Here is a 16,555-nt window from a genome sequence, read left to right as displayed (position 1 = left end):
TGGCTTAAGTCGCTTATGCGTTTACTACGCTTGCTACTGCTTTTTCAAAGCGTGCCATACCTTCGCGAATGTCCGCTTCAGGAATTACTAAAGATGGAGTGAAACGTACTACGTCTGCACCGGCAACTAGTGACATAAGGCCTTGCTCAGTACCTGCCACTAAAAACTCTTTTGCACGACCTTTGTATTGCTCGTTCACTACTGCACCAATTAATAAACCTTGGCCACGGATTTCGCTAAATACGTTGTATTTTTCGTTAACCGCGCTAAGTAGTTCATTAAATAATGCGGCTTTTTCTTTTACGCCAGCCAGTACTTCTGGGGTATTTACTGTATCAAATGCCGCTTCTGCAACAGCACACGCAAGCGGGTTACCGCCATAAGTAGAACCATGTGTGCCTACTTTAAGGTGCTGTGCAATTTCAGTTGTTGTGATCATAGCGCCAATAGGAAAACCGCCGCCAAGTGCTTTAGCCGAAGTTAAAATATCAGGTACTACGTTTAAGCCTTGGTATGCATATAAATCGCCAGTACGACCAACACCTGTTTGAACTTCATCAAAAATAAGCAGTGCGTTATGTTTAGTACATAAATCGCGAACACCTTGAGCAAACTCATCAGTTGGTGAAACAATACCGCCTTCACCTTGTAGAGGTTCCATCATTACGGCACATGTTTTATCGCTGATAAGTGCTTCAAAAGCAGCTAGGTCGTTGTAATCGCAATGTATAATGTCGCCAGGCTTAGGGCCAAAACCATCTGAATATGCAGCTTGGCCGCCAACAGTTACGGTAAAGAATGTACGACCGTGGAAACCTTTGTTGAACGCGATGATTTGTGATTTTTCTGCGCCAAACTTATCAAGTGCAAAACGACGCGCTAATTTAAGCGCGGCTTCGTTTGCTTCTGCGCCAGAGTTGGCAAAGTAAACTTTTTCAGCAAATGTCGCATCAACCATTTTTTTAGCTAGGCGAAGTGCCGGCTCATTGGTCATTACGTTAGATAGATGCCAGATTTTTTCGCCTTGCTCTTTTAATGCGCCTACTAATGCAGGGTGGCAATGGCCAAGACAGTTAACTGCAATACCACCAGCAAAGTCGATAAACTCTCGACCTTGTTGATCCCATACGCGAGAGCCTTCGCCTCGAACAGGAATTACGCTTGAAGGTGCGTAGTTAGGAACCATTACGTGATCAAATAATTCGCGATTGACTGTCATTTTATTTCCTCTTAATTGTGAGCAACACAAAACATCAAAATAGGTGTTTGGTTAATATTTGTAACCAACTTTATAGGCAAGATCAGTAACCTGATAATTGCGCAAAATTGCTTTGTGGTTCAATTTTCAGACGCACATTATTTCAGAATTACTTATATCTGTCTCGTTAAAAACTTTCATGTATCCCTTGAAAATAAAGGGCTAAAGATATTATTTCATAGATAGTGAATAACTATTTGCATAGCTATTTATGCTTATTTTTAGGCAACTAACCGCATGAGTACAGAGGCGCACACGCTTTAATCGGCAAATATGCAATATAAAAATAGAGTGAGAATGAATGGTTAGTCGCAAAAAAATTAACAAAAAATTCAGATTTTTAGTCAATTTGAATAGCTAAATTGGTAAAATTACTCGATTGGAGGGTTTTTAGTTCCGTTTTAGTGAACTTAAAGTACGAAAACCAGCTTAGAGTTTCGTCAGGCTCAATAAGTTGATGCTCTTTTAGATTAAGATATTGAGAGTAGCAACGTGCCTTTAGCATTACTTGTGTTAACGGCAGTAATGTATCGCCCTTATCTACCCCATTTACTAGCTGCTGCATTACACCTTTAAACGGTAAATATTTAAAAGCCATTTTGTCTATTACTTTGGCGCTTACCTCTATCGACTTATTGCTAAGTAGAGTGGTTAAAAATAGCGGGTCGGGCTGTAGCTCTAATAATGCGGTGTGTAAATCTTTTTGGTTTTCATTTCGGGCTAACTGCACTTTACGTTGCCATACTTTCTCAAACGTTTTTAAGTACAAACGCACCAATGCAATTCGCCCTACATCTAAAAGCATACCAAGGGTAAATGCATGAACGTCGTTCACATTATTAATTTGTGCAATTTTTTGCGCAGCAATCGCGTTTGCCATCGCGCTGTCGCGTAGCCGGCGTTTTAATAATGAAAATGGCTCGGTGCTATGTGGCATCCAATGACGCGCAGCAAATGTAGGTATAACTAGCTGTAAGTTATCAAGACCAATATAGCGAAGAGCAAGCGATGGCTTATCTACTTTTACAGACGTGTTTTTACTACGTTGATTACGATAGTAAGGTAAATTAACGAGCGTTACTAACTCCCTACCCAACCAGCTTAAATCATTAACCAATGGCTCTAAACGCCCTACCGATGCCGACTTTACCGCTAATATATCGAGTATATTGGCAATGCCATCTTCAATACCTATGGTGCTATGAATTACACCATCTATATCTTCGAGCTGCTTATATATAGCTGTTTCAATTGTTTTGTGTAGTTGCTCACTTGCTTGCGCGCGATATTTATGATGTGCAGTACTGCTTTGCTGGCGTTTATTCTGTGCGGCCACTTCAACCTGAAGCAAGGTACGCTGCTTCATGGGTTCGCCGTAATCTATATCTAATGTATGAATGAAACCAATTTGCTGATGCGCAAAGCTATGCCCAAGCAATAAGTCATGAGCTCGTTGGCTTAGTATTTTGGCAGTACGCTGCTGGGCTACAAGTTCAGTCATGACATCCATTAATAAAGTATAAAATGCTATGTGTATTATAACATTAGAAGCGAGTTAAAAAGTTATCAAGCAGTTCTAAGCCTTGAGCAGTTAAAATAGCTTCGGGATGAAACTGCACACCTTCGATTGCTAATTCTTTATGAAGTAATCCCATAATTTCGTCAAACTCGCCTTGCTCAGTCTGAGTCCATGCTGTTACTTCAAGCTCTTTAGGTAGAGTTTGCGCTTTAACCACTAAAGAATGATAACGACATACTGTTAACGGGTTAGCTAAACCTTTAAACACACCTTTATTAGTGTGAACTATGGGTGATGTTTTACCGTGCATAACTTTTTTAGCACGAATTACATCTCCCCCCAAAGCTTGCGCGATAGTTTGATGCCCCAAGCAAATCCCTAGAATAGGATATTGTCCTTTTAGTTGCTCAACAACATTTAATGAAATACCCGCTTCGTTAGGCGTGCATGGTCCCGGCGATAACACGATGTGCTGCGGGTTTAACTGTTTTATTTGTGCAATGTTTAGCTCGTCATTACGTTTTACTAAAACGTCTTGATCTAAACGCTGAAAATATTGCACTAAGTTGTAAGTAAACGAATCGTAGTTATCGATCATTAACAGCATTACACAACAAACCTTATAAATTATTGACCACTTACTTCACGCAAGCGGTACTAAGCGTTGCATTCTACCACTATTAACTAGCCAACATAAATTAGCAAAAAGCGTTAAAAATTAACTGTTTTTGCTAAAAGTTCTTTAAAGTCTTTAGTGGGTACTGGTTCACTTAACCCGAACTCTGGTTAAGAGATTTATTAACGTATTAAATCATGGTGATATTTAAATTTATTCTCTCAAGCCAGAGATTCCTTGCACCTTGAGCAATAATATCGAGTTTTAAGCTTTTCGCGAGTAGTTAACACACCTACGTAGGCTGTATACCCCAACAATAAATTATTGACCTCTAAAGTACGTGCATTTATTGATCGCACTATTAAATACTTTGGTGAAATGCCTTACTGAGCAAAATAAACAGATTGCTTGTGCTACATCAAATTAGCGGCTCGATGGTTGAATTATATCTATGTAAGCCCCAGTGTATTATATGAAAGGCAGTAATTCACTTATACAACTCACTTACTTGTGAGCTCATTTATATCCTACTAAGGAGCGAATATGTTAGGCGAAGACCACTCATTAACAAATGACTTTCCAGAGTACTTAAAGACCATTGCCGAGTTAAATGAAAGCGATACTGAATTTGCAAAAAAAGCAGATAAGTACGACAAGCTAGATAAAGAGATTAGAGTGTTAGAGCTCAAAGATGCGCCCATAAGCGATGAACAAATGCATCTATTAAAACACGAACGTACAGAATTAAAAGATTGGCTATACGAGCGCTTGCAGCAAGAGCAGTAATGCCACTAAAAAAAGAGCTCACTGATGAGGTGAGCTCTTTAGATCAACAATGGGTATTTTCTCTAAAACTTTACAAAGCCACCCACAGGTTTCATAAATACACTGCTTGGGCCTGCAAAGGCTTGTGCAAACTCTTCTGATAATTGACTAAATACCGTTACTTTATCCATATCAACTACGCTTAAAAATAGTGGGCCACTTTCGCCCCAACCAGCAAGATGCGCTTTAGCAGCATCTTCATCTTGGTAACGCTCGTAAATATGTACATTGCGCTTGTCTTCACCTACTGTCCACTCATACATTAAAGTGCCCGCTTCACTTTTAGCCAAAGTAACTAATTGTGCCATTACCAGTAAAAACTCATCGTATTTACCTTCTTTAATTTGGCCTTGTACTGTCCAGGTAACATGATTTTTCATTATGCTTTACCTAATTTAAGCTGTGCTAAAATACTGTCTAACGTATCTACGAGTTGTTGATTTTTAGCATTATCAAGTGCATCAACATGAGGAGGCGCAAAGCGTCCTGTATCGTTATCAAAATACAGGCCTGCGGCATCTTTAAATTCATCACTAAGCGCTGCGCGACAAAAAATATTTGCGCCAATTTTTAAATCCCCACCATCTATACCGTAAGCGTCTTTTACCATTTTGCTTCCCAGTAACGATTTAGGGTTTACCGATACAACTAATGGCCCAGTATCTTTAAGCTCAAGCCCTAAATGACGCGACCACATAGTAATAGCCAATTTACTTTGTGCATAAGCCGCACTATCAGAAAGTTCAGTGTTACCTATAAGTGCATTTAAGTTAACGCTTGATTGCGCAGCTGATGACACATTAACCACTCGCGAATCATGACCAAGAACAGGTAACAATAGTTTTGTAAGAAGATATGGCGCAATCGTGTTTACAACAAAGCGAGCATCAAGGCCGTCAATTGTTGTAGCATCAACTAATTGATAAACGCCTGCATTATTAATAAGTACGTCAAGCTGGTTATTATTTTCGGCCAAATCGGCTAATACATTTTTTGCCAAAGTTTGAACTTGGCTCATATCGCTTAAATCAGCAATATAAGTATGTGTACTTGCATTTGGGTATTGCTCGGTTAAAGCTACTTGTAGCGCATTTAGCTTTGCTTGGCTGCGGCCATGTAATAATACGGTGTGACCTTGTGCTAATAACATCTTTGCCGTTTCTAGCCCAATGCCATCGGTTGCGCCGGTAAGTAAAATTGTTTTGTTCATGTTGATCTCTCCTTACTTTATTTTCGCTATATTAGCACCCCGACTTACTGCTGATAATTAGGCCAATAGTTGAATCAGTTTATAGAATTAATTGATAAAGCTAAGCCTATGTTAGTTAATATAAAAGCATTCCTTTAAAAGGCAGGTAAGTGTTTAAGCTGAATGTTTTTTATGCTTTTATTTGAATTACCCAGCAATCATAACTATTGTTTTTAAACCCCCTTAATAGTAGTATTTATCATATAAATACACTTTTCGAGAAATAATATGAGAGTTTTAGTTACTGGCGGCATGGGTTACATAGGTAGCCACACATGTATTGCATTGCATGAAGCAGGTATTACACCTGTTATTTATGATAACTTGTCTAATGCAAGTGCGCGGGTACTTGACCAACTCGAAAAGATTACAGGTACTCGGTTTGAGTTTATTTTAGGTGACATTCAAGACGAGCAACAATTTAAGCTCGCCCTAAAACAGACTAAAGCCGAAGCTGTTTTTCACTTTGCGGCTTTAAAAGCCGTTGGCGAATCAACTGAGCAACCACTGCGTTATTATCAAAATAATGTGTCGGGCACATTAAGCATGCTACAAAACATGCAAGATGAAGGCGTTAACCATATTATATTTAGCTCATCGGCTACGGTGTACGGCGAGCCAGACTACCTCCCTATTGACGAAAAGCATCCTATACGCGCAACTAACCCTTATGGTTGGACTAAAGTCATGGTTGAACAAGCCATGCAAGACGTATGTAATGCCAACAGTCAATTTATGGGTATTGCGCTTCGTTATTTTAACCCAGTAGGTGCACACCCAAGTGGTTTATTAGGTGAAAGCCCTAATGGTATTCCTAATAACTTAATGCCTTTTATTGCTCAAACTGCAGTAGGCAAACGCGACGTGGTTAATATTTTTGGTGACGACTACGACACCGAAGATGGCACAGGCGTGCGCGACTATATTCATGTTTTAGATTTAGCGAAAGGTCATGTTGCGGCATTTATGCAGCATAAAACAGATACCGCCTTTCATGCTTACAACTTAGGCACCGGGCAAGGTTATTCTGTGCTTGATATGATTAAAGCATTTAGCGCATCAGCCAATAAAGATATTCTGTATAAGATTGCACCGCGCCGTGCAGGTGATATTGCCTGTAACTACGCCGATGCCACAAAAGCGCAAAACACACTTAACTGGCACGCAGAACTAACACTTAGCGACATGACAAACGACACATGGCGCTGGCAAACTAATTACCCAAGTGGGTTGGAGAGTTAATATGGCTTTATTAGAAAGTACTCACAGACGTAAAAATCCGCTAACGGGTCGTTGGGTATTAGTGTCACCACATCGTAATAACCGCCCATGGTTAGGCGCAACAGAAGCCGTTAACGAAAACGTACTACCAAAACACGATGAAAGCTGCCCACTTTGCCCAAGTAATACCCGTGCAAATGGTGACAGTAACCCTGATTATAAATACACACACGTATTTATAAATGATTTTGGCGCATTAACGCCTAATGCCAGCGAGCAATTACAAAGCTTAGAATCAGACAGCGATTTATTTATTGCCGACGAAGCCAGCGGCGAATGCCGCGTAATTTGTTTTTCTCCAGAGCATAATAAAACACTACCAGAGCTTAGCCAAAACGCATTGCACGAAGTAGTAAAAACCTGGAAACAAAATTACACAGAGCTTGCACAGCAGTACGAATGCGTACAAGTTTTTGAAAATAAAGGCGAGATCATGGGTTGTTCGCAACCTCATCCTCACGGCCAAGTATGGGCTCACTCGCATTTATCAACCGAAATAGAAGCCGAAGATAACCAGCAGCTTGCCTATTATAAAAAGCATGGCACAGCCATGCTTGCCGATTACGCGCAAAAAGAGCAAGCAGATCAAACACGTGTTGTATTTGAAAACGAACATTGGCTTGTTGTTGTGCCATTTTGGGCAGCGTGGCCGTTTGAAACAATGCTAGTAACTAAAGATAACATTCAAAACTTTAGCCAGCTAAACGATGCGCAAACCGACTCTTTGGCTCAGGCACTTAAAGTATTAACCACTAAGTACGACAACGTATTTAATTGCAGCTTCCCATACTCAATGGGATGGCACAATGCACCTGCTGATAGAAGCTCTGATGAGCAACATTGGCGTTTGCATGCACACTTTTATCCGCCGCTACTTCGCTCTGCTACTGTTAAAAAACACATGGTAGGCTACGAAATGCTAGGCGAAAGCCAACGCGATTTAAGCGCAGAAACCGCTGCTTCTATTTTAAAAGCAGCCAGTACAACACACTATAAAGATACAGCAGGACACACAGATGAAGCTTAACGAATTCCAACAACAATTTTTGTCACTGTATGGCGCGCCTGCTCAAGGTATTGCAGCAGCACCGGGGCGTGTAAACCTTATTGGCGAATTTACCGACTACAACGATGGTTTTGTTTTACCGTGTTCGTTAGAGTTTCGTACCCAAGTAATGTTTAAAGAGCGCGACGACAATATTATTACTGTGCATTCTTTAAATTACCCTGGCGAAAAAGACAGCTTTAGCGTTGATGAAGAAATCACTGAAGGCCAGTCGCAATGGGGTAACTACATTCGTGCTGTTACTTATGTTCTTAAAAGAGCGGGCTACACACTGCGTGGCGCCGACCTACTTATTGACAGCAACTTACCGCAAGGTAGTGGCTTGTCGTCATCGGCCGCACTAGAAGTTGCTGTAGGCGGTATGTTTAACCATATTGCACAGCTTGGTTTACCGCCAGAGCAAATTGCGCTATTTGGTCAAGAAGCCGAAAACGACTTTATGCATTGCCAATGCGGCATTATGGATCAGCTTATTTCAGCTAAAGGCGAGAATGGTCATGCACTATTAATCGACTGTGAAAACCTCGCAACCAAATCAGTTAAAGTTCCTGATGATTTAAATATTGTTATTGTTAATTCAAACTACCCGCGTAAGTTGGTTGATAGCGAATACAACCAGCGCCGTATTGACTGCGAACAAGCTGCTGTAAAAATGGGTGTAGAAACACTTCGCCAAGCCACCATGGCTGGCCTGCAAGCAGTAAAAGCGACATTAAGCGAAAACGAATATAAACGTGCACACCACGTAATTAGCGAAAACGACCGTGTAATTGCAGCAACTACTGCACTACAAAATAACGATATGGATGCACTTCGCACGCTAATGGCAGCATCGCATCAATCACTTAAACACGACTTTGAAGTAACCGTACCTGCAACCGATGGCTTAGTAGAAATTTGTAAAGAAGCGATGGGCGAGCGTGGCGCAGTTCGTATGACAGGGGGTGGTTTTGGTGGCGCAATTGTATGTTTATGTCGTGATGCGGAAGTACCACTAATTAAAGCAGCGGTAGAAAAGCATTACTTTGAACGCTTTAACTTAAATGCTGATATTTACGTATGTTCAGCGGGTTCAGGATTACAAATAACGTCTTTTTAAATAAACTTAAGGAATAAGCATGGCAAAGGTTAATTGGGGAATTATTGGGTGTGGCAATATAGCTCACACCTTTGCTAAAAGCATTGCGCATTGCAGTGATGCACAGCTTATTGGCGCTGCATCAACGAGTGAGCAGCGCGCTAAAGAATTTGCCACACCGTACAATATTCAAGGCTATGAAAGCTATCAAGCTCTTATGCAATGCCCAAATATAGATGCTATTTATATTGCCAATACCCACGATCAACACTTTAAAACGATAGCCCAATGCTTAAAACACAATAAGCACGTGCTAAGCGAAAAACCAATTACCGTTAATGCTAAGCAGTTGCAAAGTCTCACTGAGCTTGCAAAACAACAAAACTGCTTTTTAATGGAAGGCGTTTGGATGCGATTTTTACCTGCCATAGTAAAATTACAACAGCTCCTAAGTGAAGGTGTTATTGGTAATGTACACAGTGTTAATGCTAACTTTAGTTTACCTGGCAGCTTTGCAGATACTCATCGATTAATGAACCCTGTAACAGCGGGTGGCGCCCTGCTCGATTTAGGTATTTATCCTATTTCGATTGCTGATGTGGTATTTAATAAAGCCCCTGAACACATCAACTCCTTTGTACATAAAAGCACAACCGGCGTTGATGAGCGAAGCACTGCTATAGTTGATTACGGTAACGGGCAATTTGCATCTCTTGCCAGCGCACTGCAGCAAAATGGCCCAACAGAAGCATGTATTAATGGTGAGCTTGGCTATATTCGAATACCTCAGTTTGTAGGTGCACAAACGCTAGAGCTACACATAAAAGACCAAGACCCTCAGTACTTTGAATACAACTTTAGTGACGATGAAAACTTTAAGTTTGAAATTGCACATGTCACGCAGTGTATATTACAAAAACAAACCCAAAGCAGCGTATTACCACTGGGTACTAGCTTACGGGTTATGAACATAATGGATACCTTGCGAGCACAATGGCAGCTGCAATATAGCAATGCTATTGAGTCGGCTGAACTGACAAATTAAGAAATAAAAATACACAACAAGGACACACAATGACACACACACTCAAGGCGCTTTCAAAAGCTATATTACTTGCTACGTGCAGTTTATCTGCCAGTGTAGCTGTTGCTGAATCTAATAAACCAGAGCAGCTATACCCGCCAATCACTAGCGAAGTACTGCCAGAGCTTGCAGCTAAAGGTAGCTACAATGTAGGTGTGCAAACACTTGATTTAGTTAACCCTGCGCAATTTGACCCCGCTACACAAGGCCAAAAAGATCGTCCTTTAAAAGTAGAGGTGTGGTATCCGGCTGCAAATACAGCAAAAGCGCCACTTACCAGCTACACCGATCAAACTCGCTCAGGTAAAGAGTTTATTCTGCAAGCCGATGCAATGCGTGATGTCGCCATTAATAATAAAGAGCACTACCCTGTGATAGTGCTTTCGCACGGTTATACCGGTTACCGTACAATTATGTACTACCTTGGCGAGCATTTAGCGTCGCACGGTTACATTGTGGTAGCTATTGATCATACTGACTCAACCAATGCCGATGTTGATTTTAAAAATGCACCGTTCTCTGGCTTTTTTAGCACGCTTATAAATCGCTCACGCGATCAGCAGTTTGTTATTAATTACTTTAATGAGCAAAACAACTTTGCAAGCAAGCAGGTAGATAACAAAAGCGCAGGCGTAATTGGTTACTCAATGGGTGGCTATGGCGCTGTAAATACGATAGGTGGTTGTTACGCTTTTAATGAGCAAACTACAGCTATGTTTACGGGTATGAAAGACCCTGCTCAAATTAAACAAGTACAGCAATTACTAAACAGCTGCGCTGGTGGACAATACCAAAACCCAAAAGTAGACCCACGTATAAAAGCGATGGTGGCCTTTGCGCCATGGGGCGGACAGCACACTATATTTGATGCCAAAGCAATGGAAAATATTAAAGTACCTTCGCTTTATATAGCCGGTAACTTAGATGACATTTCAGGCTATGAAAGCATTAAAAGTCTTTATGAACAAACAGGCAGCAAAGATAAGTACATGCTTACTTACAAAAATGCACGCCATAATATTGCACCACACCCAGCCCCTGCTATTGCACAAAGTAGCAGTGAGCTAGATATAGGCCATTACTACGAGCCTTCGTGGTCTATGCGTACACTAAACGAAATTAACAAACACTTTGTACTTGCCATGATGGATTGCCACGTAAAAGGCATAGCCAGCGAGTGTAAATACTTAGATTTACCACAAAACGGCGACCAAGCTGTTGTTGATGGTAAACCGCTGCCACAGTGGCGCGGGTTTGATAATCGCTTTTCTACCGGTATGGATTGGCAACAAGCTAAACCTCACACCAAGTAATAATAAGCTTTAAGCGGCTGTTTTAATCAATAGCCGCGTACGCCCTTAAAATAATGCAAAAATAAAACGCCTTTTATATAAAAGAGTTACCAGAAAATATTAGCGTGTTTATTTTTTAATCTGCTATTTTAAGAAAAAACCATTGCCATAACTTCGGTTAAAGGCAATCTAGTCATATATAAGATAAGATAAATAACACAAATATCATGTCCAAATACATACTCTCAATTGATCAAGGAACCACAAGCTCTCGGGCCATCTTGTTTACAAAAGATGCAGACGTTTTTGGTACAGCACAACAAGAATTTTCGCAGCATTTTCCACAAAATGGTTGGGTAGAACACGACCCTAACGATATTTGGCAAACAGTGCTTAGCACTAGTCGCGAAGTGTTAACTAAAAACGATGTAAAGCCTGAAGAAATTATTGCCATTGGTATCACCAACCAGCGCGAAACCACTTTAGTGTGGAACAAAAAAACAGGCAAAACAATTTATAACGCTATTGTATGGCAAGACCGTCGCACAAGTGACTATTGCGAAAGCCTAACAACTGATGAGCTTTGCCAAACGATAAGCGATAAAACAGGCTTATTGCTCGACCCTTATTTTTCGGCCACTAAAATTCGTTGGATTTTAGATAACGTTGAAGGCGCACGCGAACAAGCCCTTGCAGGTGAGCTCGCCTTCGGTACGGTTGACACTTACCTACTTTGGCAGCTAACAGGCGGCAAAGAGCACCGCACCGATGCAACCAATGCATCGCGCACCATGTTATTTAATATTCACACCCAGCAGTGGGATCAAGAGCTTCTAGAGTTATTCGATATTCCAGAATCTATGCTGCCAGAAGTAATGGATTCAGCTGACGAGTTTGGTTCAACGAGTGCTGACATTTTTGGCGCGCCAATTCGTGTTTGTGGTATTGCAGGCGATCAGCAAGCTGCACTTGTTGGCCACGCATGTTTTGAACAAGGCATGGCAAAAAGCACTTACGGTACAGGCTGTTTTTTAATGCTTAATACTGGCGAAAAAGCACTGACCTCAGAAAATCGCTTACTGACCACTGTTGCCTATAGATTAAATGGCAAGCCAACTTACGCCATTGAAGGCAGCATATTTATGGCTGGCGCAACGATGCAGTGGATTGTTGAAGGCTTAAAACTACTTAGCCATGCTGGCGAAAGTGAATCGATGGTTAAAGATGTACCGCTCGATCATGGTGTATTTTTAGTGCCTTCGTTTACGGGTTTAGGTGCTCCTTATTGGGATCCTAATGCACGTGGCGCTATTTTAGGCCTAACACGCGATTCAGGTATTAGCACTATTGTTGCGGCTGCTCTGCAATCAGTTGGTTACCAGACCAAAGATTTACAAAAAGCGATGGAGCGTGATGGTCTTCGCCCAAGTGTGCTTCGTGTAGATGGCGGTATGGTAAAAAATAACTGGGTTATGACCTTCTTATCAAATATTTTAGGCGCAACAGTTGAGCGCCCAACTGTGACCGAAACGACCTCTTTAGGCGTAGCATATTTAGCTGGCTTACAAACAGGTGTGTACGAGTCAACCGAGCAGTTATCTAAAATGTGGACATGCGACCGTCGTTTTGAGCCAACTATGAGCGCCGACGAACGTAATGATTTATATGCAAAATGGCAGCACTGCGTTGCTCAAGTATGTTTAACGAATAAAAACTGTCCGGAGTAAGTACTAAGTGGCTAAGCGAATACTTTAGCCACTTCGCCTTTTTAACTTAGCCAATAGCTAGATTTAAAAGGGATGCTTTACTGCTTTAAATTGAAAATGGATCAGCGTCAAAATTTACGAATAAAAAACTGGGTTTTCTATTGTCAAATGAAAACAGCAGCTTTATGATGCTTATGTCTTATTTATATTACAAATAAAAAGGTTAGCTCGGTGGAATTAGCAGATAACGAATATGACTTACTAGTCATCGGTGGCGGTGTAAACGGCACTGGAATAGCAGCTGATGCAGCAGGCAGAGGATTAAAAGTACTCTTGTGCGAACAATCAGACCTTGCCTGTGCAACATCTTCAAACAGTTCTAAGCTGATCCACGGTGGTCTGCGCTACCTTGAGCACTACGAATTTAGATTAGTAAAAGAAGCCTTAGCCGAGCGTGAAGTGCTACTTAAAAACGCACCTCATATTATGTGGCCACTTACTTTTAGATTACCCCATCAAAAGCATTTACGCCCTGCATGGATGATTCGCATTGGTTTGTTTATGTATGACAATCTAGCAAAGCGTGAAACACTAGCGGGTTCTCGAAGCATCAAGTTTGGCGAAAATAGCGTACTAGAACCTTCTATTACCAAAGGTTTTGAATACTCAGACGGCTGGGTTGATGACTCTCGCTTAGTCGTTTTAAATGCCTTAGCAGCGCAGCAAAAAGGCGCCGTTATTACCACGCAAACTAAGTGTGTAAATGCCAAACGCGAGCAAGGTAAGTGGCAGGTAACGCTTGAGCAGCAAAAAAGTAAAGCTAAATACACCATTTCTGCCAAAGGGATTGTTAATGCTGCGGGTCCTTGGGTTGCTAAATTATTTGACGAAGCCCTAACAGAAAAATCACCACAAAATATTCGCCTTGTAAAAGGTAGCCACATTGTAGTGCCTCGCATTCACGATGAAAAACAAGCTTATATTTTACAAAATAAAGATCAGCGTATTGTGTTTGTTATTCCGTTTGAAGATGACTTCTCACTTATTGGCACAACCGATGTAGAGCACAAAGGTGAAGCACAAGACGTTAAAATTAGTGATGAAGAAATTGATTACTTAATTGATATTACTAATACCTACTTTAAACAACCGATTAAACGCGAAGACATAGTACATACCTTTTCTGGTGTACGCCCATTACTTGATGACGAATCAGTTAATGCACAAGCCGTTACTCGCGATTATAAATTAGAGCTTTCGAGTGATGCTAAACAAACACCTCTACTGAGTGTGTTTGGCGGAAAAATTACAACTTATCGCAAACTTGCCGAAGCTGCGGTTAATAAGCTTGAAGATTTTTATCCGCAAATGAGCAATGCGTGGACCAAACATAGTTCACTCCCTGGTGGTGATTTTAGCTCTGTAAAAGCACTTAAATCAGAGCTAAAAGCAAAATACGAATGGCTACCTGAAATAACACTTAAACGCTTTGTACGCACTTATGGTACTCGTGCTAAACATATTTTAGGTAGTGCAACTGGGCTGAGTGATTTAGGCCAAGATTTTGGCCATGGTTTATTTGCAGCAGAAGTAGATTACTTGCTAAATGAAGAGTGGGCAGAAAACGCATACAATATTTTATGGCGCCGCAGCAAATTAGGACTACGTTTTAATGAGGCGCAAGTTGCTGCGCTTAATGATTACATTGAGCATAACCAAGCAGCTAAAAGCGCTTAACTATCAAGTTATAATAGCTTCCTGTTAACCCCTTTATAATTTAACCGTTATAAAGGGGTTTATTTTTTTGACTCTAAATTAAATAAATAATTAAAGCCGCTAAGCGTCGCTGTTTTAATATCAAACTCAACACACTTCACACCTATTTGGTTAAGCGCCGTAGTAAAACACTTATTCAGCTGCTTTGTGCCAATCACCACAACTTGCGTATCACTTAATAATTGCCATTCGCTAGCGTGGCGAGCTGCTCGTACATCGCTGCCAATTAATACACCCGACAAATAGGCTTTAGCTTGTACTGGCGTTAACTCCTTTGAAAGCTGGCGGGTACGCACACTAAAAATACCATGTGCCAAGTTACCGCTATCACTACCTAAAGTTAGCTCACAGCCTTGCTCAAATGCTTTAAAGTCAAACTCACCTTCTGCGCAGTCGTTAGGAATTAAAACACTTTGATGACATAACAAATCATATAACTCACCGGTCATGGCTGTTTTAAAGCAAATGATTTCGCCATTGTTTATAAGCACCCATTTGGTATGTGTGCCAGGCAAACAGAGTAATATTTTACCTTGTTGATACTGTGGATTTTGCTTTAAAAACCCTAAAATTTGCAGCTCTTCGCCGCGCATTACATCAAACAAGCCATTTTGCAGCGTACACTTTGTGCCAGGTAACGCTTTAATAATATGTCCATCGCAATCAAAGCTAACAGCAGCATTAAGTAACCCTTCGGGATTAATCGGGCATTCTAAATAAGGCGTTTCGTGCCAGCCGATGCTTGAGGTAATTTGTCCTGCAATATATATAGGTAAGCTGCCATATTCTTGCTTCCACACCGCAATGGTGTCGATTAGGGTTTGCTCAAAATTTTGATTTGCCTTAACAACACCAGGGCCATCACGTTGTGCTAATAGTTTAAGTGTTGATTGCGCTCGTACTTCGCACAAATAAGCGCGTAAATGGCTCGTGCCCCAGTCAACAGCAATAAAAAGAGATGAAGTAGCCAAGCTTTAAAGCCTCCCACCGTCAATTTTAATACTTTGCCCGGTGATCATACTGCTTTCATCGGCGGCTAAAAAGAGTGCCAAATTAGCAACATCTTCAGGAGTTACTAATTTTTTAAGTGCCATGGCTTCCATCCACTTAACTTGCTCTTCTTCGGTAAACCAGCTTGCTAGTTGACGGTCGGTAGCCACCCACCCTGGTAAAATAGCGTTAACGCGAATACCAAACTCGCCGTAATCGCGAGCCAGTGCCTTAGTCATACCAATAAGGCCTGCTTTTGCGGTTACATAGCCTGCCATTTGAGGTTGCCCCATAATAGCGTTAATAGAGCTAAAATTAATGATACTGCCGGCTCCATCGCCTTTCATAAAAGACATAGCAACTTGAGAGGCAAAAAATGCAGGGTTTAAGTTTATTTGTAAGCACTGATCCCAGTCTTGCACTGTAACGTCTTCGCTCGCTTGGCGGCGGTCGTTCGCTACATTATTAACTAGTACATTAATGGCATCAAAAGCGGCGCATGCATCCACAAGTGATTGCTGAAGTGCATGAGAGTCAGTTACATCAACTTGCCTATACCATAGTTTTGCATTGGGTAAATCACGAATAAGCGATTGCGCGGCCTTATCATCAATATCTATAAATGCTACTTTTGCATTTTGGTTTACAAAGGATTTAACCATTGCTCTACCAATGCCTGATGCACCGCCTGTAATAAAAATAACTTTACCAGAAAGACTATGATATTGAGCTAGGGTGTTCAAATTCAACTCTCCATACAGCGCATTTTCAATTTTAATTAAACCCTTTATAAACTTACATTTACATTATAAAGA

The 16,555-nt window shown here is 41.0% G+C and carries 15 protein-coding genes; 8 read left to right on the top strand and 7 right to left on the bottom strand.

The features are described 5' to 3' along the window. Nucleotides 1–13 precede the first annotated feature (13 nt). From RB214_RS01260 to RB214_RS01250, 3 genes are all read right to left on the bottom strand, one after another. The gene (locus RB214_RS01260) at nucleotides 14–1,219 is read right to left on the bottom strand and encodes an aspartate aminotransferase family protein (protein WP_024606490.1); all 1,206 of its coding nucleotides are present in this window, start codon (nucleotides 1,217–1,219) and stop codon (nucleotides 14–16) included. A 379-nt stretch (nucleotides 1,220–1,598) separates the two neighbouring features. Continuing rightward, complete coding sequence (locus tag RB214_RS01255; protein WP_024606491.1) at nucleotides 1,599–2,759, bottom strand: HDOD domain-containing protein; 1,161 nt, start codon at nucleotides 2,757–2,759, stop codon at nucleotides 1,599–1,601. A gap of 43 nt (nucleotides 2,760–2,802) precedes the next feature. Next, complete coding sequence (locus tag RB214_RS01250) at nucleotides 2,803–3,384, bottom strand: aminodeoxychorismate/anthranilate synthase component II (protein WP_024606492.1); 582 nt, start codon at nucleotides 3,382–3,384, stop codon at nucleotides 2,803–2,805. A gap of 552 nt (nucleotides 3,385–3,936) precedes the next feature. Here RB214_RS01250 and RB214_RS01245 point away from each other — a divergent pair. Beyond that, nucleotides 3,937–4,179, top strand: a complete 243-nt coding sequence (locus RB214_RS01245; protein WP_002958856.1) for a YdcH family protein — start codon at nucleotides 3,937–3,939, stop codon at nucleotides 4,177–4,179. A gap of 62 nt (nucleotides 4,180–4,241) precedes the next feature. On the opposite strand, the gene RB214_RS01240 is transcribed toward RB214_RS01245, so the two are convergent. Together RB214_RS01240 and RB214_RS01235 are read right to left on the bottom strand one after the other, a co-directional pair. Next, on the bottom strand, nucleotides 4,242–4,598 hold the full coding sequence (locus RB214_RS01240) for an antibiotic biosynthesis monooxygenase (RefSeq protein WP_309168028.1): 357 nt from the start codon (nucleotides 4,596–4,598) through the stop codon (nucleotides 4,242–4,244). Further along, a complete protein-coding gene (locus RB214_RS01235; RefSeq protein WP_002958854.1) occupies nucleotides 4,598–5,428 on the bottom strand; it encodes an SDR family NAD(P)-dependent oxidoreductase in 831 nt (276 codons plus the stop codon). Before RB214_RS01235 ends, RB214_RS01240 begins: the two co-directional genes overlap by 1 nt. Before the next feature lie 267 nt (nucleotides 5,429–5,695). Here RB214_RS01235 and galE point away from each other — a divergent pair, with 267 nt between their 5' ends. The 7 genes from galE (at nucleotide 5,696) to glpD (ending at nucleotide 14,711) form a co-directional block, all read left to right on the top strand. After that, complete coding sequence (galE, locus tag RB214_RS01230; RefSeq protein ID WP_182193697.1) at nucleotides 5,696–6,709, top strand: UDP-glucose 4-epimerase GalE; 1,014 nt, start codon at nucleotides 5,696–5,698, stop codon at nucleotides 6,707–6,709. Between the two features lies 1 nt (nucleotide 6,710). Continuing rightward, on the top strand, nucleotides 6,711–7,775 hold the full coding sequence (locus RB214_RS01225) for a UDP-glucose--hexose-1-phosphate uridylyltransferase (protein WP_182193699.1): 1,065 nt from the start codon (nucleotides 6,711–6,713) through the stop codon (nucleotides 7,773–7,775). Then, complete coding sequence (gene galK, locus RB214_RS01220; protein ID WP_024606495.1) at nucleotides 7,765–8,913, top strand: galactokinase; 1,149 nt, start codon at nucleotides 7,765–7,767, stop codon at nucleotides 8,911–8,913. The genes RB214_RS01225 and galK overlap by 11 nt, the downstream gene beginning before the upstream one ends. Nucleotides 8,914–8,932: 19 nt before the next feature. Then, nucleotides 8,933–9,937, top strand: coding sequence for a Gfo/Idh/MocA family protein (locus tag RB214_RS01215; RefSeq protein WP_182193701.1), 1,005 nt, complete (start codon nucleotides 8,933–8,935; stop codon nucleotides 9,935–9,937). Nucleotides 9,938–9,966: 29 nt separating this feature from the next. Then, nucleotides 9,967–11,289, top strand: coding sequence for a dienelactone hydrolase family protein (locus RB214_RS01210; RefSeq protein WP_182193703.1), 1,323 nt, complete (start codon nucleotides 9,967–9,969; stop codon nucleotides 11,287–11,289). A 260-nt stretch (nucleotides 11,290–11,549) separates the two neighbouring features. Beyond that, the gene (gene glpK / locus RB214_RS01205; RefSeq protein WP_024606498.1) at nucleotides 11,550–12,995 is read left to right on the top strand and encodes a glycerol kinase GlpK; all 1,446 of its coding nucleotides are present in this window, start codon (nucleotides 11,550–11,552) and stop codon (nucleotides 12,993–12,995) included. Nucleotides 12,996–13,205: 210 nt separating this feature from the next. Next, entirely contained in the window at nucleotides 13,206–14,711 is a 1,506-nt protein-coding gene (gene glpD / locus RB214_RS01200; RefSeq protein ID WP_309168022.1) for a glycerol-3-phosphate dehydrogenase, read from the top strand. Between the two features lie 59 nt (nucleotides 14,712–14,770). On the opposite strand, the gene RB214_RS01195 is transcribed toward glpD, so the two are convergent. Together RB214_RS01195 and RB214_RS01190 are read right to left on the bottom strand one after the other, a co-directional pair. Then, entirely contained in the window at nucleotides 14,771–15,721 is a 951-nt protein-coding gene (locus RB214_RS01195) for a 2-dehydro-3-deoxygalactonokinase (protein WP_149601990.1), read from the bottom strand. A gap of 3 nt (nucleotides 15,722–15,724) precedes the next feature. Beyond that, nucleotides 15,725–16,483 (bottom strand): SDR family NAD(P)-dependent oxidoreductase, encoded by a 759-nt coding sequence (locus RB214_RS01190; protein ID WP_182193711.1) that lies wholly within the window; start codon nucleotides 16,481–16,483, stop codon nucleotides 15,725–15,727. Nucleotides 16,484–16,555 lie beyond the last annotated feature (72 nt).

The sequence above is a fragment of the Pseudoalteromonas sp. HL-AS1 genome, assembly GCF_031198785.1.
In the GTDB taxonomy this organism is placed as follows: domain Bacteria; phylum Pseudomonadota; class Gammaproteobacteria; order Enterobacterales; family Alteromonadaceae; genus Pseudoalteromonas; species Pseudoalteromonas distincta.
This window is presented reverse-complemented; position numbering and strand designations above follow the sequence as displayed.